Here is a 21,654-nt window from a genome sequence, read left to right as displayed (position 1 = left end):
AACAGAGCCCGCTCTTCCATTCTCACCGCTATTTCGGCTCGACTTCGTCCAGGGTCATTCGGTATTCCAGATCTTTCATGTACGATCCATCCGCGTGCAGAATGACCATACCGAAGTCCATATTCCCGCCGTTTCCATGGACGATCGCGACCAGCCGGTTAAGGCCGCTCTTCAGGGCAAGCTCAAGCTCTGGCTCCGGTATAAACTCGCCGTTCAAAAAAATGGCGTACGGTACATCCGATTGGATTCTCATGTATCCCTTGCGGTACGGCTCGGTTCCATCAGGCACCTGTACGAAACAGCTCAAGAACCATGGCTCATTCGCGACATGGGAGATCCGCATCTTTCCGTCCTCGGACCTCCGCTCTTTTTTCTGCATCCAGCCGTACAGGCTTTCTCCCAAATTATTCAGCGAATATTCGGGATCGGTATAATACGTCTTCATGGCTTCGAAATCGACGTAAGGCGGGCAAGACAGCGCCATTACCGCTTCCACGGCCCATGCGCCGTCAGCCTTCTCGCTCACCAGTAAGCGGTCATCGAAGGCAGCGCCCAGATTGGCGAGCAGACGAGTGTACAATCGCAGCGCTTTGTCACTGTCAAGATCAGTCAGAAGCTGCGAACAGAGAATGGAACCTGCCCCTATCCTGTCTCGGACGAGAAATACCCCGGATCGGCGAGCGTTCCTGCGGTTGATTTCAACCAGCGCAAGACGGCTGTATTCGGATGTGTAACCATTCACGAAGTAGTCCTTCCAGGCAGTTTCCTCGACGCTTACGCACATCGTGTCCGTGCCCGGCACTTCCAGCCGATCGCTGGCCAGCGGCCGGTTCACGACATCACGCGGCGAAAGGAACACTTTATCGAAGCCGAACAAATCAACCGGGCTAAAGCCGCGCACGGCGTCGTGGGAGTAATCTGCCGCTAGATGGTAGGCCTCGTGCGGCTCCACGCGTACCGGACGGCCCAACAAGCGGGCAAGCGTGTCCTGCTGACTGCTGTCCGCCGGCAGGACAAGCACATGCCCGCCGGCTTCAGCATAGCGCTTGACGGCTTCAGCAGCGCCAGGCGACCCAAGCAGGCAGGCTTCGGCCATGAGCAGGCCGAATGATGGCTCGGAGGATTCGCGCTCCGCAGCTTCACCTATCACCGCTGCGGCATCCAGCACCTTATAACGCAGCCGAAGTCGGTCGAGGAACGCTGCCGTTGTCCCGCCAGGGCTTACCAGCGCTCCTGCCGTCCGCATGGCCGGGACGGCAGCTTCCTCGGACCGCCCTGCATAAGCCAGCAGGTTGCGCAGCAGCAGACAGGCTTGCGGTACTCGGTCTAGATTGGCCATGATCTCCAGCTGATTGGCCAGAAACATGCCGCTTCCGCTCCGATACTCCAGCAGCGGCGACCAAAGATCCCCCCCGTCGCCGAAATCGCCGGCGCTGCACTCCAGCAGCAGGGTGAAATCGCCATGGACCGGCTTTTCGAACGCGGCGCGTATGATCGGCAACGGCCCTTCTTCACGCAGCTCCTCGTGCCAGAACATCAGGTCCTTGTCGCTCAAGCCCTTCAGCACCGGGTGACGGTAATCCCCGGCATGGGCGCGCAGAAAAGGCCTGCGCGACAGCGTTATCCGACCGAGCGACAGGCCGGTCTGCTCCAGCAGAAGCAGACGTCCGCCCCTTGCAACGAAGGCTTTAAGCTCCGCTTCCAGCCTGCCGTCCGGATCCTCCGCATTGCTGCCAATAATCAGCAAATCATCGGACGACAGCAAGGCGATCGCATCACGGTTCGCCCGTTCGCAGCCGGGTACAAGCCGGCGGATCCGGATATAATCCTCCTCAGAACCCCAGTAAGCCGCCGGGCGGCCGACTTCGACAGGATCATGGAGCAAGCTTCCCGGCACAAGCCGGTATTCCTTGCGCAGCTCAAACATCAGACGCTCGCCATGAAACAGCGAGGCCTTCAGCAGCGCCGTCCCTTCCGTATCCACGGGGATGGGAATCCACGTGATTTCAAAGGCCTTGGACTCGGCCGGCTCTTGACGGAACGTGAAGATACGATCCAGCACGATCGTCTCCCCTTGCATGACCTCGCATTCAATCCGCACGTCTTGTGCGGACAGCGTGTCGTTGAAGACGTCAAAGCTGCGCGAGATGGGCGCGTCGTCGTAGAAGCAGCCGTTGTATTCGGCCGCGAACATCGTAACCGGCTTCAACGCCTCCGCCATGATGGCGAAAGCCGGATTAGGAAGATACATCGGATGATCCGGGAGCATACCGTTGTTGATCGTCAGCGAATAGGCCGGGATCTTCTTGGGGCTTACGCCGGGCAAGTCCGGTTCCAACGGCGGAGCTGCGACGTCGTTCTCCGGCATCGACCGCATGAAATAATGGGCGAAATTAAACGTGGCTATGCCCGAGACGCCTTGCCGCCGCGCATACTCCACGAATAGGCGTTCCTTGTGCGCCAGCCCGGCCGTGCTTTCGTCCGTACCGCGATAGGCCTGCAGCCCTGCGTACATGCTGGCGTTCTGCGGGCATATGTACCACCATCCGCCGTGTTCGCCGAAGGTCAAAGGGACGGAACGGTCCCATTGAGCAATGGTGCCGTCGATGTTGTAATGACGGCTCTCCACTTCCGTATGCGCTTTGGACAGCAGCCGATTGTCCCCTTCTGCGATGATCGGCCGCGTTGGATCCAGTTCGCGCATTGCCTCCATGAAGCTGGGAATCTGCGACCTGTAGCCGTCCCGGCCGTCTACCCAGCGCATTTCGTTCTGCAAGCTCCACATGATGACCGAAGGATGATTCTTGTCGCGCCGAACGAGCCGCTGAACATGCAACCGACAATGGGCCAAGTATTCGGGATGGTCGGCGAGCATGGATTTGCCCGATCCGTATATGGCCGTTTCGTCGATAATCAGCATGCCCTCCTCGTCGGCAATCCGCACATAATCTTCCGGATAGGGTTCGGCATGCAGACGGATACTGTTGATTCCGACAGACCGGCACATCCGGTACCAATTACGGATATACGTCTCCATCTGCTGGAGTCCGCCTTGAAAATGCCACGAATCGCCGCGAAGATGGATCGGGATCCCGTTCAGCATAAATTGAGGACCTTCGCACCAAAATTCGCGGAAACCGAATACCTCTTCGCGCCGGTCGAGAACCTGCTCACCTGCTACAAGTTCAAGCACCGCGACATAAAGGAATGGCGTGTCAGGATTCCACAGCTTGGCGTCCTGCCAATCCAGGGTGAAGGAGGCGCGATAAACCGCTCCGACGCGTTCGTTCTCGCACAACCGAAGCATCCCAACAGCCGAGGGATCGACCTGTTCAGCGAGCTGCTCCGCCAGGAGGACCGGAACGGCCAGCTTGTCTTCGGCTTCCGATCTGCCTCCTGTCCTTCTCTCCACGAGGTGCCTCTCCGTTTCAATTCCACGCCCCTGAGCTTGCTGCGGCTTCGCATCTTGAGCCCCATATCGATGGATGCCGCTGCCTGACGAATCGGCATCCCTTGCCTCCGAAAGTTCTCCATCCTGTCGCAATACGCCAAGTTCCCGCACGCTCAGCCTCACATGGATCGGCCCAAGAGCCGCAGCCGTTTCTGTCGTCCCGGCGATGACCGCAAGCTCCAAGCGCTTCTTCCGCACAGACGTGCAAATGGTTACATCCTCCAGTGAAAGAACCGGGTAGCTTTCCAGATAGACATCCTGCCATATCCCTCTGGCGACATTGCCAAACCATGAACCTGTCAATCCCGTCACTTTCTCCATGCCGGACGGCAGCTTCACTCTGTCGAAGCTCCCGCATAGGACATGGAGATGATGCTCACGGCCCGGCGCTACGCTCGACGTGATATCGAGCCGCAGCGGCAGGTAGCCGTCCTCCCAAACCGCGACTTCCGCCCCGTCGAGAAATAGGACGGCTTTTTGCATAATACCGTCCAGCCGCAGGACGATCCGCTGACCGGCCATGTGTTCGGGAATCCGGAAGCAGCGGTGCAGAACGCCCGCTTCCGCGGCGTCCCACGCCTTGGGATAGCTGTAGAGATCCATCGGAGCATATCCGTGCTCGTGAATTTCGCCGAACGTTCTGCCGTTTGGCTGCTCGTACGACCGTCTCCAGCTGGAAGGAACTCGGACGGGCTCCGGCTCGTAGACGATCTCATCCGGAAGCTGCCGGCGCTGCGGCTGATCGTACAGCGGCATGAAGTCCCACTCTCCGTTCAGGCACCATCGGTTACGCATGCTTTGTATCCTGCCTTTCGTCAGAGATGCGCACTTCCCGTACAAGCTCCAGATCCCGCCAGATCTCCTGTCCGCTCGACGCCTCCTCCCACTTGATAAAATGCGGATCCATCGCCGCCGCCCAATCATCCGGCCGGAGCGAAGTATTCAGCTTCCCTTTGTAGGGCGCTGGCTCAAGCGTAGCGGGAAGCTCGGAGTAGAAGAAGAGCATATTCTCATGCAGGCCGATGATCCCGTACTTGTCTCCATCGCCAGGCCGTTCTTCCTGGTACTGATAATGATAGTACACGTAGCTGGCCGTCTCCTCGGGCTTCAGCCGGGCGATCCTTCCATACGGCACGCTGTCTTTATTCCTGCGTTCCCAATGCTGCTCCGAAGCGGGGGCTTGGTAATGAAAAATATCGGTCATGGCCGCCCATCGTCGTTCTAATCCACCTCCCGGCCAAACGGCCAGCCACGAATTGGCTTCCGGCAGCAGAATTTCCGGTAGGACCTGCTCACCACGGCATTCATAATAAAGAAACAACCGGCTTCCATCCGCAAACAAACTTAATCGGGATACGCCCTCCCGCTTCATCGCATCTTCGACCGCTTGAATATACCGTTCCCCGCGAAACCGGGAACGGATATTTCCCCCGATTTCCTCGGCCCTATATAAACATCGTTGCATGAATGGCATGCAGCACCTCCTGTTGTCAATTTTTGATGTTACAGGATGTCTCAATTTCAAGAAGCTGAAGCTTTCTTTTGCGATAGTAAAAGGCGGCCCCCCCTGATACCGGGAGGACACGCCGCATATCTTATGGCACCACCGAGAAGCGGATATCGTCAAACAGCATATAATCGAATCCGCTGACATAGAAGCCCACTTTGCCTGAAGGCTGATGATTCGGGTCCGTAGCGGCAAGTCTTGGCTCGTTGTTCACGTAAACCGCGACGTCCCCGTTCTTCACGACGACCTTGACCGCATGTTCCGTGTCCGACTGTAAGTCGAGATTCGGCAAAGGAGTCTCGGCGATCTTCTGCCATGCCGAATCGTACAGGATCCAGGACGAGGTTCCGTCCGTCCGGGATCGATAGCCGATCCGGGTCGAACCGCTGCCCGCCTGACGGTCGAAAATATAAAAGGTTCCGTCCTCCGGCATCGACGACGGGGTCTTTAGCTTGAATTCGAGTACATACGATTCAAAGACGCGGTCCAGCAGACCCGTGGCACCGTTCAAAATTTTATACCGGCGATTGCCGTCCGGATCCGCCGCGATGCTGCGGTTCGGGTCTACCGGCCAGCCGTTGCCGCCCGATTCGAAGTCGGTTTCGTGCATGATGCCCGAAACGGTCACCACGATATCGGCCTTGATAAGCGGATTGACGACGGACACTGCGGTAATGATGGTCTGTCCTTCATATACGGCATGGACGACGCCCGTATCGCTTACCTCCGCCACGGATGGATCGGCGGATTGCCAAGTAATGCCGGTATCCGTGGTGTCCGCGGGATCGAACGTCACCTGCATCTGATGCTGCTCGCCGGCGGCAAGCCGTATTTCGCGCTCGGACGGTATGATGCCGGCCAGCTCCGTGCTCAGTGCCTTGAACCGGATGTCGTCAAACAGCATATGGCTGACGTTGTTAACGTAGAATCCGACCTTGCCTGCCGCGTTATGGCCCGGATCGGCTGCCTTAAGACGGAATTGGCCGTCCACGTATACGCTGATATCGCCGCCTCTGACCAGCACCTTGATCTCGTATTCCGTGTTTGGCTGCAGGTCGTGGCCGGGGAGCTTCTCTTCGCGCAGCACGGTCCAGGCTGCATTATACAGCAGCCAGGAGGAGGATCCGTCCGGACGCGTTTTGTAACCGACGCGGGTCGAGCCGCTGCCCGCCTGGCGATCGAACACGTACAGCGTTGCGTTTTCACTGATCGACTCGGGCGTCTTCAGCTTGAAGCTCAGCTCATATTCGGTGAAGGTTTTCTGGCTGAGTGCGGTAGCGCCGTTCAGTATCTTATACCAGCGGTTGTCGCCTTCTTTGACGATGCTGCGGTTCGCATCCTGCGGCCAGCCGTTCGCCCCCGACTCGAAATTGGTGAAATCCATGACGCCGTCTCCGGCTTCGACTATGACGTCCACCGCCGCCGTGAGCTGCGGATTCTCCGCCGACGCCACGGTGACGACCGTTTGGCCCACCGCCTGGCCCGTGACGATGCCGTTAGTATCGACCGTGGCGACACCGGGATCGGCCGACGTGAAGACCAGCTTCGGATTATCCGCGTTCCATGGGAGGACCGCCGTGCGCAGCTTCACCGTTTTCCAACGATCTACCGTGATTTGGTTGTCATAGACCACCACGTTTTGCACCGGATAGCTGTCCGGACTGCTCGTGGTACCTGCTTTCCCGTTAATGCCGATCTCGTGAAACGGAATATCCGGGAAGCCGGGGATGGCCTGGAATACTTGCGCATCCGGACGCAGCGACAGATCGCCTCCTGCCAGATCGACGAAACCAGGATCCTCGTTAGTAACCCAGTTATCCGCATATTGGACCAGATTGAATTTGTCGTACGCACCTTCCGCGTTGGTTGTCGAGCTTCGCGGAACTGTCGGATTGTATACGACGTTGCCGTGGAACGTGTTCGTGTCCGGATAAAAGCGGTTTTCCGTGAAAAAGTTTGCCAGCTCCGGATATTTGGACAGATATGGCGTCCCGATGAAGTCGTTGTTGGCCTCGAACAGCGCCTCCCACTTCGGCATGTAATTCAGCGGAACCTGATCGTCCGGCTCGTCGCCGAGAAACAAATCCGCGTAGTCGTACGGAATCTTGCTGTCCACGAATATATTGTTGCGGGTCAAAATATGCGCGCCGCCGTTGTTTTTGATCGCCGAGTTGCCCATTTTATAAAAGATGTTCTCGTCGATCTTCAATCCCATCGTGAAGTTATCGGGATATACCCCTTCCACGCCGGGCTTGGCTTCGCCGATGTTATGGAAGTAATTGCGGCGGATGACGGTGCCCCGCTGCTGCGGCGTTTCGCCCGCGTTCATGTAAATGGCGCCGAGATCCGAGAAGGTTTTGCAAACGTCATAAATGTCGTTGTACTCTACAAGATGATCATTGCCGAAGATCAGCACCCCGGGATGAGGAGCATCATGCAGCTCGTTGTGCAACATGCGGTTGCCCACTCCGGACAAGAGGACGCCCGGATTGTAAGCCTTATGATAATAGGCAAAATCATGAATGTGCGAGTTCTCCACGGCGTTGTTGCCCGCAGCGAGCGTTGTCTTGTCGCCTCCGGTGAGCGTGACGGCGGTTCCCCCGATATGGTGGATGTGGGTAAACTCGATCGTGTGGTCTGTTCCGGGAACCCCCGTAAAGTCGTTATAATGAAACCGGCTCTGGGTGTTGACCAGCACGCCGCTGTTGGTGAAGTTGCGAATTTCGCTGTGGAGGACGCGCATATGGCTTCCGCCCATGAAGACGACCGCCGAATCGCGCCCGTTCTCCAGGATCAGCTCCGAGAAATCGATATAGGATGCGTCCAGCGCATTGATCATCGGCGTCTTCAGCATCGTCACTTCAATGGATGGATTCGCGGTCATGAATTCGGCGTTCGGCAGAAAATAGAGCTTTCCGGCCTGGCGGTCGATGTAATACTCGCCGGGCATATCGATCTCCTCCAGCAAGTTTTGGGCAAAATGGAAATCCGGGTACCAATTTTTGAAAATGCCGCTCATTTCCCCGTACCGGAGCGTGATGCTCTTGGCCTCGGTGTCGATGGAAGCGATTTTGTTGTAGGACCATTCCCAGCTGTAGCCGAAAATGCCATCCAGCCAGATGTCGTCCGCCTGTGTCCAGTATTGCGGTCTGTCATACGTATACGTAAAGGTCCCGCCTCTTGTATGGACCTCCCCGTTCGGATCTTTCCGCGTCGGTCCGGGATCGAGGATTTCGTCCATTTGGACGGTTCCCTCGTTCGGCCAGCGTGCCAGCGTCATCCCTTGCCCGCCCACGTACAACTCCATCGGCGGCACCTTGCTCAAATCGTTGGCCAAGTAATAACCGTGACGGCTCATCTCGCCGTAATCGTTAATGCCGAGGGCGGCCAGATCGGCGACCAGCACTTCGTTTCTTGCTTCTTCGCTAATCATCCGGTTCAGTACGGCAGGATCGGCTACCGGAACGAATGCGGATTTCTCCAACTGCTTAGAACCGGACAAGATGACCGTTTCGCCCGGATAGGCCGTATAGGTTACCGGCTTGCCCGCTTCCCCCGAATCCTGCAAACCCAGCTCAAAGCTGGCTGTGCGCTCGTACCGGCCTTCCCGAAGATAGACCGTGACGCCGCCCCGAGGCAGCCCTTTCTTCGCTTTCAACGCCCGAATGGCGTCACGCGCTTTTTCCAACGTTCGAAACGGTTTGTTGATCGTCCCTTTGTTCGAGTCATTTCCGTCCAAGGCTACGTAAAAAGCCGTCCCGTGCGGATTTCCATAAGCCGACGCCGTCTCGGCGGCGGGCAGAAATGGATATAGCGCAAACAACAGGCTTGCCGCCAGTGCCGCAAGCACAAGCTTCTTCATAAATCGCTCCCCTTCCTCCATCGTGGAATCCGGTCAGCTCTGTCTGCGCCGTGCGCAGTGTCGTCAAAGCCCACCCGGGCAGCAGGTTTCTCCCGTTTCGTCTCCATCCGTCTATAAGCTTACTGGCCGATTATTTCAAGCCCTTATCTTTCAGGAATTGCTCGAACTGACGCGTCACCTCCTCCACGTATTTATCTTCGCCCGCCTCCTTCAGCTTGCCGTAAAGAACGGGCCAGGTCTCCTCGAAATCGAGCGTGCCGGTCACGAGTCCCCGTTTGTACTCGCCCCATACGGCATTCAGGTTCGCGATTTCCGTGCTGACCGGCTCGGAATTGAACTTGAAGGCGCCGACCGGATTGATTTCAGAGCTTTCGTTGATTTTTTTCGTTTCCTCCCATATGTTCTCCGGTTGGCCTTCCTTCAGGTAGGAATTGAAGACGCTGCCGAAGACCCAATCCATGTTCGGACGGTACCTGGAATCCGGCATCGCTTTGATATACTCCCCGCTCAGCTTCTCGTAATGCACGCCCTCTAAGCCGTTGATCATCAGGTTGTAGAGCTCCTTATCGGTGTTGATCAGATTGAGCAGCATCATGGCCCGTTCCGGATTCGGCGAAGTGCGGCTGATCGACTGGTTGGTCGTTGCCGAATAACCGTTGGAGAACCAATCGCTGAGCGGGATGATGATGACATCGTTGCCGCCGTTCTTCGGCTTGACCTCTGCCTCGACCCCAGGCTTCAACGTGACGTCAAACTCGACCGCGATCTGGCCCTTGGATTGGTAGTCGGTCATTTTTTCCGTGGCCGCGTCCTTGTGGATGTACCCGGCTTTATACCATTTGCTGGCCAGGCGGAAATTGTCCAGCTCCTCCTCCGGATAGCGATGCAACGTGTAGGAAGGGTCATCGGTCTTGATGTAGAAATGATCGTCAAGCCCCGGAACGACCCAATATTGATCGTCATGCGCCTGCGGGTTGACAAACGAGCCGCCGAACAGGCCGATCGGAATGATGCCCGGCTCGTTCTGCTTGATTTGCTCAAGGAACGGCTCGATATCCGCTATCGTTTTGATTGTGGAAGGATCCAACCCGTATTTGTCGGCAAACCGCTTCTGCACGATAAAGCCGTATCTCGACCCGTTGATTTGCTGATTCGGGATGCCGTAAATTTCCCCGTCCACCGAGAGGCCATCCCACATCACCTGAGGGACGTCCGTCTTCAGCTGCGGCGCGTACTCATCCAAGAGCCCGTTCAGCGGTTGAATAGCCCCTTTCCGTACAAGCTCTTCCGGTTTCAGCATGTAACCGGTCCAGAGAATGTCGAACTTCTCGCCTGCCGCCAGTACGGTATTCATCTTCTGCACGTAATCCCCGATTGCGACGGGCATCAGCTTGACGGTGGCGTTCAGCTTCTCCTTCACGATTTTGTTGATCTCCTCTTCGACCTTCTTCTGGTCCGGCTGCAGCTGCAGCAGCGGATAATACCAAGTCAGCTCTGCGGGCTCAAGCCCGCTAGCGCCGCTCGCCTCCGGTGTCGATCCTTGCGTGCCGGTCGTTCCGCTGCCCGAATCGCTCTTCCCGCCGCTGCCTCCGCAGCCGGCAAGCGCGGACATGGCGATCATGATGACCGCGAGCAATCCGAATAATCTTTTTTTCATGACATGACCTCCTGAACGTTTATTGGTTGATATATGTTAACCCTTAAGGGAGCCAACCGTAAGCCCTTTCACGAAAAACCGCTGGAAGAACGGGAAGATGATCAGCATCGGCCCGCCGGCCAGCACGGCGATCGCCATTCTTGCCGAGTTGTTCGGGAAGCTGGATAAATCGATGCCCAGCTGCTGCGAAAATTCCGAATTGGAGGTTATGAACTCGATGCTGCCCAGCGTTCGCACAAGCAGCAGCTGCAGCGGCACCTTGTCGGGATCGTCGATATACAGCATGGCGTTGAACCATTCGTTCCAGTACGTGAACGAGATAAGCAAACCCAGCGTGGCCAAGGCCGGCGTGGATAGCGGCAATATGATCCGGAAAAAGATGCGCAGCTCCCTTGCCCCGTCGATTTTGGCGGATTCCACGATTTCAAGCGGAATTTTGGACATGAATCCCTTCATGACCATGATGTTGAAGGGAGAGAGCAGAACCGGCAGGATTAGTGCAAGCAAGCTGTCCTTTAAATGCAGGTATTGGGTGATGAGAATATAGGAAGGGACGAGCCCGCCGCTGAACAGCATCGTGAAAAACACGTAAAACGTCGTTACCCTCTTGTAGCGGTAATCCGGTCTCGAGATGACGTATGCGGTCATCGCGGTGAGCAGAAGGCCTGCCAGCGCTCCAATGACGGTCACCGTGATCGTGACCCCGTATGCCCGCAGCAAAATGTCGGGTGCGTCGAGAAGATAGCGATAAGCCTCCAGGCTGAACGTTTCTGGAAAAAACTGATAGCCTTTGTCGGTAAGCGACGCTTCGTCCGTCAGCGAGACCGCGACAACGAGCAGAAACGGCAGGACGATGGCCAGCGATAGCAGGATGAACAGCAGATGGATTAACATTTTGGATAGTTCGAACTTCTTCGGCATCGGATATCCTCCTTCTTACCACAGGGAATGCTCAGGGTTGATTTTGCGCACGATTCCGTTCGCCGCCAGCACGAGCACGAAACCGACAACCGACTGATAGAAGCCCGTGGCGGCCGACATGCTGACATTACCGATCTCGCGAAGCGCACGGTACACGTACGTATCGATAATATCCGTGGATCCGTACAGGAAGCCGGAGTTGTTCGGAATGAAATAATGCAGTCCGAAGTCGCCCCGGAACATGTTGCCGATGGACAAAATCAGCAGAATGATGACCAGCGGAGCCAGCAGCGGGACCGTAATTCTCATGGCCATCTGCCATTTCGTCGCACCATCGATCCGGGCTGCCTCGTAATACTCGCTGTTAATGCCGATAATGCCCGCAAAATAAATCAGCGTGTTGAAGCCGACTGCCTTCCATAAATGAACAAGAATGAGAATGGCCGGCCATGCCTCGGCCGTCTGGTACCAACTGATCGGATCCATGCCGAACATTTGCAAGGTGCGGTTAATGAAACCGTCGGAATGGTTCAGGAAGGCATATGCCACGTATCCGACCAGCACCCAGGATAGAAAGTGGGGCAGAAACAGCGCGGTCTGATAAAATTTGCTCCATTTCGCCCTGAGCTCGTTCATCAGAATGGCCAACAACAGCGCAGCGGCCGTGGTAACTGCAATGTAAGCGGCATTATACAGCACCGTATTGCGCGTGATCCGCCAAGCCGTATCGGTCGAGAACAAATAACGGAAGTTTTCCAGACCTACCCATTCGCTGCCGAATATGCCGAGATCGTAGCGGTAATGCTTGAAGGCGATGATCAATCCCACCAATGGAATATAGGCAAAAATCAGCTTGTACAGAATCCCCGGCAGGGATAAAAGAAACAGCTCGCGGTTGTTTCGAAAATGGCGAAGCTCCCTGCGAAGCGCCGTTTTTTTTGGGCGAGTGCCGGCTGGTTCTGAATCCGGGTCGGGCCCGGTTCCCGATCGGTTCGCCGGTTCCGCGCCCATAGAGCCCGATCGTGTAATCTTCTTCAACATAGCGAAAGCCCCTTCCTTTCCTTGTGCACTTCTTGCCTGCGTTCCAGGCTTTGCACGTTTAACGATAGCTCAAACGCGGTACTTTCCGTTACTGTACAATTTCAGGATTGCTGTACAGGTGGACTGTAGGGATTTCGGAATGCTGTACAGCCGGCTGTATAGATCCAAGATTGCTGCACTTGAAAAATTTTAGGGCTTTGCCTGCGTTAAGGGAACACCGTTCTCCCATCATCGATACGATGCCCAAGGTGCAGGAGACAGTGAGACAGTACTTTTCAGTTACGCGTTGATCCAACTGGTCAATGGGGGCTCGCAGCTTGTATCGAATCTGCCGGTTCGCCCGCATTCGAATGGATATCATTGTCGGAGCACGGCATGGCAAAAACCCGCAAACGGCAACACTCGCCTGCGGGTCTGATGGAACCTGTGCGATTTAAGTACTGCGCTCGATGGCGCACTTCAGGCGGTACTCTTTCGGGGTCGTTCCATACCGGCGCTTGAACAGCCGATAGAAATAGCTTTCATTGCCGAAGCCTACCTTCTCCATGATTTCGGCCACGGTCAATTGCTGCTGCTCCAGATACTGCTGGGCACGGGCAAGCCGAGTCGCGTTGATCTGGTCGACTACCGTCGCACCTTCCTGAGCCTTGAACACTTGCCCCAAATAGACGGAACTCATCTTCAGCATATCGGCGATCTTCTGTACGTTGAGGTCCGGATCGGCATAATGCTTATCGATCATTTCCTTGACGGTATCCGCAAGCAGCCGGTTTTTATCCTCGCGTCCGCTCCTACGCTGTTCGAACACCTCCCGCACGACGTCCAGGAGCACGCACTCGATCTCGTCCAGCGTCTCTTTTTCGAGAATGCGGCGGTTGATCGCCTGCAGATTGACCGACACCGGGTTCAAGTTGTTATTATTCATTTCACCGAGCGTATGGCTCAGCGTCATGGTCAAATGCAGCAGCGCCGAAAACATGCCGTCAAAGCTAAACTCGGCAAGATGCTCCCTCCAGCTCCGAATGGCTTGCTCCGTCTCTTCCGGATTACCGCCTTTTAAGCCCTCCGTCAGCCGGCGTTCCAGTTCCTTCGGAATGGTAAGCGATTCGTTCCGCTCGTTCCTGCGGATCATCTCCGGCCGCATCACGGCGCCCTTACCGAATATCATGCGATAGTTGGAATGCCGCAGCGCCAGATTGTAATGTTTCGTAAGCTCGCGATAATCCTCGAAGGTATCGCTTAGCGTTACGGTGAACGTAATCCGATAGAAGCGGAGAATGGTTTGCTGAAGTTCACGGAAGCGTTCGTGCAAGGACTCGAGGTGACCGGAATCGCCCCCGACAACAAAAACGAGATGGCCGCTCTTCATATCCGCCGCTTCGCAGGAGCCGCCATGGCGCAGCAGCTCCTGGCCGATATTCGCGATGGCGAAGGAATAGAGCTCTTCCGCCCGGGGAACCGGCTGCAGGACCTGGCTTTGCAGGTCGTCGAGCTGCACAAGCGCAAGCCGAAGCGGCGACGGATGCGCGATATCGATCCCGTACTGCTCCTTCATCCGCATAAACGCATCTTCGTCCATGCTGTCGCTTGTGCCGATCAGGCTCCGCAGATGATATAACTTGGCGATATTCCATTGCGTGGCCCGCTCCTGTTCCAATCCTCTGAGCTTGCCGATCATTTCCGTTACGTTCTCCGTGATCAGGGACAGCTCATCCTTGGCTTTGGCGTCTCCACGTCCATCGTAGGGCACCAGCGTAAGCAGGCGTCCTACCGGTTTGTATAGCCGGAGCGAAATCAGTACGGACAGCAGCAAAGCCAGCATGGCCACGGACAATGTCACGGCCATTTCCGTCCACCGCATCTGGCGGACGCTGCCCAGCACGTCGTCATAGTCTTGAAGGCTGATGATCTGCCAGTCGTTTAAGCCTTTGCTTAAATAGGTGACCTTATATTTCTTATCGCCTTGTTGATGGATGAAGGAGTCCGGTGCATGGTTTGCCGAGCCCATCCGTCCGAGTAAATCTCTCTTGATGTCCAGCCCGGGCGGTAGCTTGCGGTCGCCCGCCATCAGTACTTGACCATTGCCGTCCGTAACGAACAGGACGTCGTTTTCCCGTTCGGCGACCCGATTAAGCGCTTTCACATTATCCAGCATCCACCCCGGCTTCACGGTCAAGATCAGCACGTTCCGATTGACGGAACCGAGGCTCGGCCCATCATATATGAAAAATGCGAACACGTCGATGCCTTCGTTCTCCCCATCGAGGTCGAGCGGAATGAGCTGCAGCTTCGGCAGGTCGGCACGAGCGTCCATGTAATCTTCCAGTGCGCCGTAAAGGACGCGCGTATCCATATCATGGCTCAGCGACGAGAAAAAACGGCCCTGTTTGCCGTTATAAAAAACGGCGGCGTGCAAGTACGGGGAAGCGGCAACCGTGCGGTTCAAACGCTCAATCTTCAGAATGCTCTGCTTATAATCCGCCCCGGATTTCAGTGCGATGAGCTCTTCGTCGTTATACAGCGATACCGCCAAATCCTTCACGATCCCGTTCATGTTCTCGATGTTGTAGTTGATTTGGGTGAGTAGCTTGACGTCGGCCTCATGCTGGAGGCTCAACACTTTGTCACGGGCGGCGGCGTTCAGAAAGAGGGAGGCTATGGCGAGCATGGCGACGACGAGCATAAAGCTCAGGATAATCCGCTGCAAATATTTGCGAGAGCGGAGGGTTTGCAGCAAGTTCATGGGACCACTCTCCTGCAAGTTTAGGTGGCTTTACTATAAGCCGCCGGGATTTTCATTGTCAATCTGCATTTTCGAAATATTACCCTGTACGGGATACGCACTGACCGTATCTCTGGGTATCGTCGTATGATCAGGGCTGCTCAGGTGACCCGCCCATCGCCATCCCTCTTCTGCCGAAGCATCTGCCGATAAGCACCTGGCGTCATGCCAACCTTGGCGGTAAACAGGCGCGTCATGTAGTTCGAATCGCGGATTCCCACGCGTTCCGCGATCTCGGAAATGCCAAGCACCGTGCCGCCAAGCAGTTTCTTGGCCTCCTCCAGGCGCAGGTGCAGCACGTACTGCAGTGGCGTTTTGCCGATATGCCTCTTCATGCATCTTGCGATATAACTCGCTTGGAAGTGGAGCTTTTCCTCCAGCGCGGCCCGTTCAAACGGCTCCTTCCAATGTTCGTTCAAATAGGCTGCGGCGGCCTGGGCCAGCCGGACGGAAGGCTCCGGCTCGGACGTCCGGGCGCAGCCAGCCTGCAGCGCGGCAAACAGTTCGGTCAGCATAAGGTGGAGCCTGAGCGCATTTTCCCCGTTCAGTCTGTTGTGGGTATCGTTCAATCCGCGCAGCATCGGCTCCAAGGTTTGCACCTCGAAGGGCGCAAACTTCGGCAAGTACATGCGCTGCTGCGGAGAAGGCTCAACGTCTTCGACCGTGCCTTTGGACAGCAGGTTCGACCAGGGAATCTCTTCCCGACGGATGTGCGCAGCCGGATGACCATGAATGAAATGCACCCAATAAATCTCCGTGTGCTCAGAGCAGGCTCGGTGCCCGACATGCGCCAGTCCTGCTTCCAGCACCAGCAGCTTTCCCGCGCCGACCTCATACTCCGTCTGTTCTTCCGTCATATAGAGCGTTCCTTTCGTGACCAGAAGCAGGTCATAAACGTCGAAGGTGCGGGCGAAATGCCTGTCTCCCGGCTTCCATACGGCATGTCCGGCCGTAACGAATTGCGGCAGCGGCGGTATGGCGAATTCTAAGCACAGCACAGCCACCCCCTCCTTTTCGCAAGTTCATTTTGTGCTAATCAAAGTCTATATTATCACTGGTTGCCCGCATGAAAAAGAGGTACATTTGATCACGAGAAACCGCTCTCATAAAGCGACTAAGGAGGCTGTTTACGCATGCGTTTTCGTCAGGTCCATCTCGACTTCCATACATCCGAGGCCATTGCCGGCATCGGAAGCCGTTTTTCAAAACCCCAGTTTCAGAACATGCTGCGTGCCGGGCATGTCGATTCCATCACGGTGTTTTCAAAATGCCATCACGGCTGGGCATATCACCCGAGCGAAGCTAATGAAATACATCCGCATCTCACATTCGATCTGCTGGGAGAAATGATCTCGGCTGCCCATGAAATCGGCGTCAAGACGCCGGTGTACTTATCCGCAGGGCTGGACGAAAAGCTGGCGCGGCGCCATCCCGAATGGCTGATCCGCGACGCGGAAGACCGTACGCGCTGGGCGAGAGATTTCATGACGCCCGGTTACCATGAATTTTGCTTCAACACGCCTTACCTGGACATCTTGCTGGCGCAAATTCGTGAGGTAGTTTCCAGGTATGATGCGGACGGCATTTTCCTTGACATCGTCGGAATCCGTCAATGCCGGTGCCAGCATTGCGTGGCCGCGCTGCGATCAGCCGGTCATGACCCTCGCGATGAAGCTGCCGTTGCCGCGTTAGGCGAATCCACCTACCTGAACTATGCCCGCCGCGTAAGAGAAACGATCGATGAGATCAAACCCGGTCTGCCGGTCTTCCATAACAGCGGCCATCAGCGTCGCGGCCGCCGCGACCTTGCTCAAGTCAACAGCCATTTGGAACTCGAATCGCTTCCAACCGGTGGCTGGGGTTACGATCACTTTCCGCTGTCCGCACGCTATGCCCAGACGCTAGGCATGGACTATCTCGGCATGACGGGCAAATTCCATACCTCCTGGGGCGAATTCGGCGGTTACAAGCATCCGAACGCGCTGCGATTCGAAACGGCGCTCAGTCTCGCCCACGGCGCCAAGTGCTCGATCGGCGACCAGCTTCATCCTTCGGGTCTCATGGATGAAGCAACCTACGCCTTGATCGGCACAGCCTATGCTGAGGTGGAAGCGAAGGAGCCTTGGTGCAGCGCAACCTCTTCCGTGGCGGACATCGCCGTCCTGTCGCTGGAGGCTGCTTGGGAGGCTTGTCCGGAAGCACGGAAGTCGGATGACCGGAACAACCTGGCGGATGCCGGTGCGGTACGCATCCTGACCGAAGGGCACTACCTTTACGACATCGTGGATGCAACTGCTGATTTTAGCCTCTACAACGTGCTGATACTGCCGGACGAGGTGCCAATATGGCCCGAATTGGAAGAGGATATCCGTGCATTCACCGCGGGTGGAGGAAAAGTTCTTGCCTCGGGTCGTTCGGGTTTGAATGCGGCAGGCGACGCGTTTACGCTGGATCTCGGATTGAACTGGAAAGGCCAGAGCCCATACCGTCCGTCTTATTTCCGCCCGGACTTTGTTCCCGGTCCTCTCATGCCTGCATCATTCGTAATGTACGGTGAAGGACAGCTGGTTGAACTGAACGGCGGCCGTGCGCTTGGCAGCCGGGAGAATCCATACTTTAACCGGGACGTGTTCACGTTCTGCTCGCATCAGCACACGCCAAGCGCCGGAGAAGACGGCGGCCCGGGCATGATCGAGAGCACAAACGGCATCTACATCGCTTGGAATGTGTTCGGCGACTATGCGGACAACGGCCATCTCATTCTGAAGGAGATGGTATTGCATGCGATTGACCGGCTCCTGCCGCAGCCTACTCTGCGCTGCGATTTGCCGGCACGAGGCATCGCGACGCTGCAGTATCAGCAGGAAGAAAACCGCTATATTAATCACCTACTCTATGCTTCACCTGTCCTGAAGGGGCGCGTTGAAGTCATCGAGGACATCGTGCCGCTGCGGGACGTTTCCGTCCGCTTGCGCCTCCCTGCGGTGCCTTCGATCCGGCGGGTCTATCTGGCCCCCTCGATGGATGAGCTTCCATACACCATTGGGAGTGAGGGGGAGATCAACTACACGGTTCCCAATCTGGATAATCATCAAATGGTTGTGCTGGAACTGGCGTAAACAACATACTTGCCTTCATGATGAGGGAACAACTCTTCCATATGATACAAGCAGCCGCAGTCTGGAGACTGCGGCTGTTCACATCATATCGGTTCATTTTGCAGGTTTTCATGTTATGTGTTCAATATACTGAACTGCGTTTGTCAATCAATTGTTCCAAAAATCCTGCAAATGTCGGAGCATACTCCTCGATCAAATCGTTCATGAGATCATAACGCATGACAGGGAACTCCCCCTGCTCATCCTTGGCGGACGTGTCGAAAAAATACAGCTCGTCCTCGTCCGGCACGAACAGATCCAGTCTGTGCGGATATTGCTCACGCCACTCCTCATCATCCTGATTCAGGCGATGTATGTATAGAATATCCGTATCGGTATATTCCCTCACGTCCGGAGGAGCTAACATGAGAATGCCCGTCCCGCTCAACGTGGCACTGCCGTAATTCTTGAGCCACCAGCGATAGGAAGGCGGCAGGCTGAATCCCAGCTCCGCTTCTGCCTCGGCGATCCATTCCTCTTTCGCGCCGCGTCCGGGAAACCATTTCACGGCTGTCGTGCTTTCCAGTTTCTCAGCCAATCGTTCATACATTTCGAAAACTCCTTCCCATCTCATTTTGCTCAATCGAGTTCAGTGACTGATTTCATCTCCACTTGATAGATCGGTTAAGAACGACCTACCATTCATAGAAATTTTCCTCGATCAGCGCCTCAAAGGAATCTGCCAAGAGTTTGACCTCTCCCGTATCATGATGGCAGATGAACACCTTTCCTGATTGGTCGATGATTATCGGGTTGCCGGATCCGTCGATCGAGATGACATAACCAGTTTGTAATGCATCTCCAATAGGAAGCTCCTTATACTGCTCGCGGAAATCAAGCGTCAAATCTGCGACGGTTTCATTTCCAATGCTGGAGCCATTAGAGAATGCATGTACCGCAAGGCCCGCATAGGCTCCTCCGAACTTTCTTATAAAATGTACATAGTCCTCATGAAACCTTACATTCAACTGCTGCTCCGCATGTGCGATTTCCTCTTGGGTTGCCGGACTTCCTACAAGTGAGGCTCGATCCTCCCGGAAGAGGAAATTCTGTAATCTTTCCATTAATGCTTCATTCATGGGATCCTTCCCTTCTAGCATGAATCTAAATCCTCTAACGTTGAAGATCATACCGACAATTGAATGTTATATTCCATGATGTAAGCTCCGTACCACATCCGTTGTGTGCCCATATAAGACATCATACGTTCCGTTCGCCCCTTCTTTCATCGAGGGCAAATGGATGTCAGATATTCAGGAGCTGGGTGTATTCGCTGCGTAATCGGATTATACATATTCTAGCAGAACGGAATTGCGATGAGAACCAGGTACGAAACAAGGAAAGAAGATAGCGCGAATGGCGTTTACGTTCCTCGATTTATTCTATGACAGCTGAAAGCACGCCTTCCTTTATCAAGGTCCATCGATCCCGCGGATTGACGGTAAAGGACGATGCAATCGCTACAACCATATCTTTTTCCGGAATGCAGCAGATGATATTGCCTCCATCGCCTACGGCCGAATATGTATAAATTCCGTCCTCATCCCTCAGCCACCACAAATAACCGTATTGGTTAGCGTTCATCGCCGTTGATTGGTCTATCCAATCTCCCGGTATAATCGGTTGTCCGTCCCATAGGCCGCGGTTCAGGTACAGAAAACCGAAACGCGCCATATCACGCGGGCTTAACGTAAGGCCCCATCCACCCGTGGTGTTGCCGCCGGGGTCTTTGACCCATCCCCTGACGTCTTTACCGAATAAATGATCAAATCCGAATGATCCCATGTCATGATCCGGGATTTCGGTCATGCCAATCGGTTTAAACAAGTGTTCGTTCGCAAAGGCGCGTGCGCTTTTTCCGGTGGTGCGGGTGATAATGGCTGACAGCAGGTGCACTCCTGCGGTGGAATATTTAAACGCTCCCAGGGTTCCGCCTTCCCCCAGCATATCAAGCGTATATGCTACCCAATCAGGCTGCATGCACATTTTGTCCAATGGCTCGCGCCAGTCCTCAAAGGGATAAGGAGCCGTCATCGTAAGAAGATGGCGAAGCGTAATGTCTTGTATTTGCCGATCAGCGGACTTGTGTTCATATTCGGGGAAGAAATCCAGCACCTTTTGATCCGAATTGTCAATATAGCCAGCACCGATGGCAATGCCTATGAGGGCGGATAAAACGCTCTTGGTGACCGATGCCACGTGGTGGGTATCCTCCGGGCCGTAACCATGATCGTATTTTTCATATGCGATATATCCGTTTCTCACCACGACCATACCGTTGATGTTGCCGTATTCGGATGGGATCAAAGCATCCAGGGCCGAAAGCTTGCCGGCATCCAAACTCAAGGCTTCAGGGGCAGCGGTTTGCCATGCCTTCGTTGGCCAATACTCTCTCTTCATTAGAGATACCTCACATTTTTTATTTGTTTTTTCGACACGGGAAAATAGACCTCGGTAACCAAATGCTCGGCTGCCGTGGCTTGATTCGGATCGGTTACATAGATTTCATACGGGGATTGGCTCAATGCGTATCCCTCTTCTTCTATCCATTCCCTGAGCCTGGCATATACCGATGTCAAATCCGAATAGGAACCCTTCCAAACAGACTTGGCACATCGTCCTCCCTCCAGGTCCCTCGTTCCAATAACCCTTTCCTTAACCGGGAGGGCAAACTCGGTGTCATTGCCTGCGGGATTGTACTCCGAGCTGTGATAAATCGTCATGGGCGTACCAACCAATGTAAGCTTCTCCTTGGCAATCCGTTCATATAATCCGCTAAAATACCTGCCATAACCCAGAGCATAATCATCCCTGCTCATCATCCGGCGCATGAAAAGAAGATGCATTGGCGCCCGATCCACAAGCTGCACTTCAATTCGATTCAGGTACGACATCACGTCGATGCCCTTTTCCAGGCTCAGGATATCCTGGTCCATTTGGTTCAGGGCATGATGATACATATCTAATTTGTGCTGGACTTCCCGACGCTTGCGGTGAAGGGCCGTGTAAAGCTTCTCATCCGAGTGACCCGGTTCCCCCGCTAAGATTTCTTTGATTTCGTCCAGTGAAAAATGGTAAGACTTCAACCGGTTAATATAGAGCATTCTCTTTAGCTGACCGATGGAATAATACCTATACCCGTTTTCCGGATTGATCTGATCCGGATGAATTAATCCGATTTCATCGTAATACCGAAGCGTCTTCGTCGATACTTCGCATAGTTTGGAGAATTCCCCGATCGGCAGCAAGGATCCACCTCTTTCCGTATATAGACT

13 protein-coding genes are annotated in these 21,654 nt (G+C 55.1%); 1 reads left to right on the top strand and 12 read right to left on the bottom strand.

The genetic code is table 11. The annotated features are described in order from the left end of the window. Nucleotides 1-28 precede the first annotated feature (28 nt). The 8 genes from MHI43_RS14340 to MHI43_RS14305 form a co-directional block, all read right to left on the bottom strand. Nucleotides 29-4,246 carry a glycoside hydrolase family 2 gene (locus MHI43_RS14340; RefSeq protein ID WP_036663252.1) on the bottom strand — a complete coding sequence of 1,406 codons (4,218 nt, stop codon included), beginning with the start codon at nucleotides 4,244-4,246 and terminating at the stop codon, nucleotides 29-31. Next, nucleotides 4,239-4,925: a hypothetical protein gene (locus tag MHI43_RS14335; RefSeq protein ID WP_036663254.1), complete on the bottom strand. Its 687-nt coding sequence runs from the start codon at nucleotides 4,923-4,925 to the stop codon at nucleotides 4,239-4,241. Before MHI43_RS14335 ends, MHI43_RS14340 begins: the two co-directional genes overlap by 8 nt. A gap of 121 nt (nucleotides 4,926-5,046) precedes the next feature. After that, nucleotides 5,047-8,820: an Ig-like domain-containing protein gene (locus MHI43_RS14330; RefSeq protein WP_036663256.1), complete on the bottom strand. Its 3,774-nt coding sequence runs from the start codon at nucleotides 8,818-8,820 to the stop codon at nucleotides 5,047-5,049. 130 nt (nucleotides 8,821-8,950) lie between these two features. Next, nucleotides 8,951-10,477 (bottom strand): ABC transporter substrate-binding protein, encoded by a 1,527-nt coding sequence (locus tag MHI43_RS14325; RefSeq protein WP_036663258.1) that lies wholly within the window; start codon nucleotides 10,475-10,477, stop codon nucleotides 8,951-8,953. A 36-nt stretch (nucleotides 10,478-10,513) separates the two neighbouring features. Further along, nucleotides 10,514-11,398 carry a carbohydrate ABC transporter permease gene (locus MHI43_RS14320; protein ID WP_036663260.1) on the bottom strand — a complete coding sequence of 295 codons (885 nt, stop codon included), beginning with the start codon at nucleotides 11,396-11,398 and terminating at the stop codon, nucleotides 10,514-10,516. A 15-nt stretch (nucleotides 11,399-11,413) separates the two neighbouring features. Further along, on the bottom strand, nucleotides 11,414-12,439 hold the full coding sequence (locus MHI43_RS14315) for an ABC transporter permease subunit (RefSeq protein WP_036663263.1): 1,026 nt from the start codon (nucleotides 12,437-12,439) through the stop codon (nucleotides 11,414-11,416). A gap of 433 nt (nucleotides 12,440-12,872) precedes the next feature. Next, a complete protein-coding gene (locus tag MHI43_RS14310) occupies nucleotides 12,873-15,182 on the bottom strand; it encodes a helix-turn-helix domain-containing protein (protein ID WP_036663265.1) in 2,310 nt (769 codons plus the stop codon). A gap of 140 nt (nucleotides 15,183-15,322) precedes the next feature. Continuing rightward, nucleotides 15,323-16,219 carry an AraC family transcriptional regulator gene (locus tag MHI43_RS14305; RefSeq protein WP_015735039.1) on the bottom strand — a complete coding sequence of 299 codons (897 nt, stop codon included), beginning with the start codon at nucleotides 16,217-16,219 and terminating at the stop codon, nucleotides 15,323-15,325. 135 nt (nucleotides 16,220-16,354) lie between these two features. On the opposite strand from MHI43_RS14305, the gene MHI43_RS14300 reads away from it, so the two are divergent. Further along, the gene (locus tag MHI43_RS14300; protein WP_036663267.1) at nucleotides 16,355-18,340 is read left to right on the top strand and encodes an alpha-amylase family protein; all 1,986 of its coding nucleotides are present in this window, start codon (nucleotides 16,355-16,357) and stop codon (nucleotides 18,338-18,340) included. A 121-nt stretch (nucleotides 18,341-18,461) separates the two neighbouring features. Here the strand turns inward: MHI43_RS14300 and MHI43_RS14295 are convergent, their stop codons facing one another. The 4 genes from MHI43_RS14295 to MHI43_RS14280 all read right to left on the bottom strand — a co-directional run bounded on the left by MHI43_RS14295 (nucleotide 18,462) and on the right by MHI43_RS14280 (nucleotide 21,627). Then, the gene (locus MHI43_RS14295) at nucleotides 18,462-18,953 is read right to left on the bottom strand and encodes an SMI1/KNR4 family protein (protein ID WP_341283272.1); all 492 of its coding nucleotides are present in this window, start codon (nucleotides 18,951-18,953) and stop codon (nucleotides 18,462-18,464) included. A 61-nt stretch (nucleotides 18,954-19,014) separates the two neighbouring features. After that, nucleotides 19,015-19,458 (bottom strand): SMI1/KNR4 family protein, encoded by a 444-nt coding sequence (locus MHI43_RS14290; RefSeq protein ID WP_036663270.1) that lies wholly within the window; start codon nucleotides 19,456-19,458, stop codon nucleotides 19,015-19,017. A gap of 298 nt (nucleotides 19,459-19,756) precedes the next feature. Further along, complete coding sequence (locus MHI43_RS14285; protein ID WP_036663273.1) at nucleotides 19,757-20,779, bottom strand: serine hydrolase; 1,023 nt, start codon at nucleotides 20,777-20,779, stop codon at nucleotides 19,757-19,759. Next, entirely contained in the window at nucleotides 20,779-21,627 is an 849-nt protein-coding gene (locus MHI43_RS14280; protein WP_015735034.1) for a MerR family transcriptional regulator, read from the bottom strand. Before MHI43_RS14280 ends, MHI43_RS14285 begins: the two co-directional genes overlap by 1 nt. Nucleotides 21,628-21,654: the final 27 nt, after the last annotated feature.

Source organism: Paenibacillus sp. FSL H8-0457 (assembly GCF_038051935.1).
Lineage (GTDB): Bacteria > Bacillota > Bacilli > Paenibacillales > Paenibacillaceae > Paenibacillus_AQ > Paenibacillus_AQ lautus_A.
The sequence above is the reverse complement of the archived record's forward strand: the minus strand, read 5'-3'. Positions and strand labels throughout refer to the sequence as shown.

Coding starts and splice junctions, on each gene's coding strand:
- MHI43_RS14340 (WP_036663252.1), bottom strand. CDS start 4,246: ATGCGTAACCGATGGTGCCTGAACGGAGAGTGGGACTTCATGCCGCTG.
- MHI43_RS14335 (WP_036663254.1), bottom strand. CDS start 4,925: ATGCCATTCATGCAACGATGTTTATATAGGGCCGAGGAAATCGGGGGA.
- MHI43_RS14330 (WP_036663256.1), bottom strand. CDS start 8,820: ATGAAGAAGCTTGTGCTTGCGGCACTGGCGGCAAGCCTGTTGTTTGCG.
- MHI43_RS14325 (WP_036663258.1), bottom strand. CDS start 10,477: ATGAAAAAAAGATTATTCGGATTGCTCGCGGTCATCATGATCGCCATG.
- MHI43_RS14320 (WP_036663260.1), bottom strand. CDS start 11,398: ATGCCGAAGAAGTTCGAACTATCCAAAATGTTAATCCATCTGCTGTTC.
- MHI43_RS14315 (WP_036663263.1), bottom strand. CDS start 12,439: ATGTTGAAGAAGATTACACGATCGGGCTCTATGGGCGCGGAACCGGCG.
- MHI43_RS14310 (WP_036663265.1), bottom strand. CDS start 15,182: ATGAACTTGCTGCAAACCCTCCGCTCTCGCAAATATTTGCAGCGGATT.
- MHI43_RS14300 (WP_036663267.1), top strand. CDS start 16,355: ATGCGTTTTCGTCAGGTCCATCTCGACTTCCATACATCCGAGGCCATT.
- MHI43_RS14295 (WP_341283272.1), bottom strand. CDS start 18,953: ATGAGATGGGAAGGAGTTTTCGAAATGTATGAACGATTGGCTGAGAAA.
- MHI43_RS14290 (WP_036663270.1), bottom strand. CDS start 19,458: ATGAATGAAGCATTAATGGAAAGATTACAGAATTTCCTCTTCCGGGAG.
- MHI43_RS14285 (WP_036663273.1), bottom strand. CDS start 20,779: ATGAAGAGAGAGTATTGGCCAACGAAGGCATGGCAAACCGCTGCCCCT.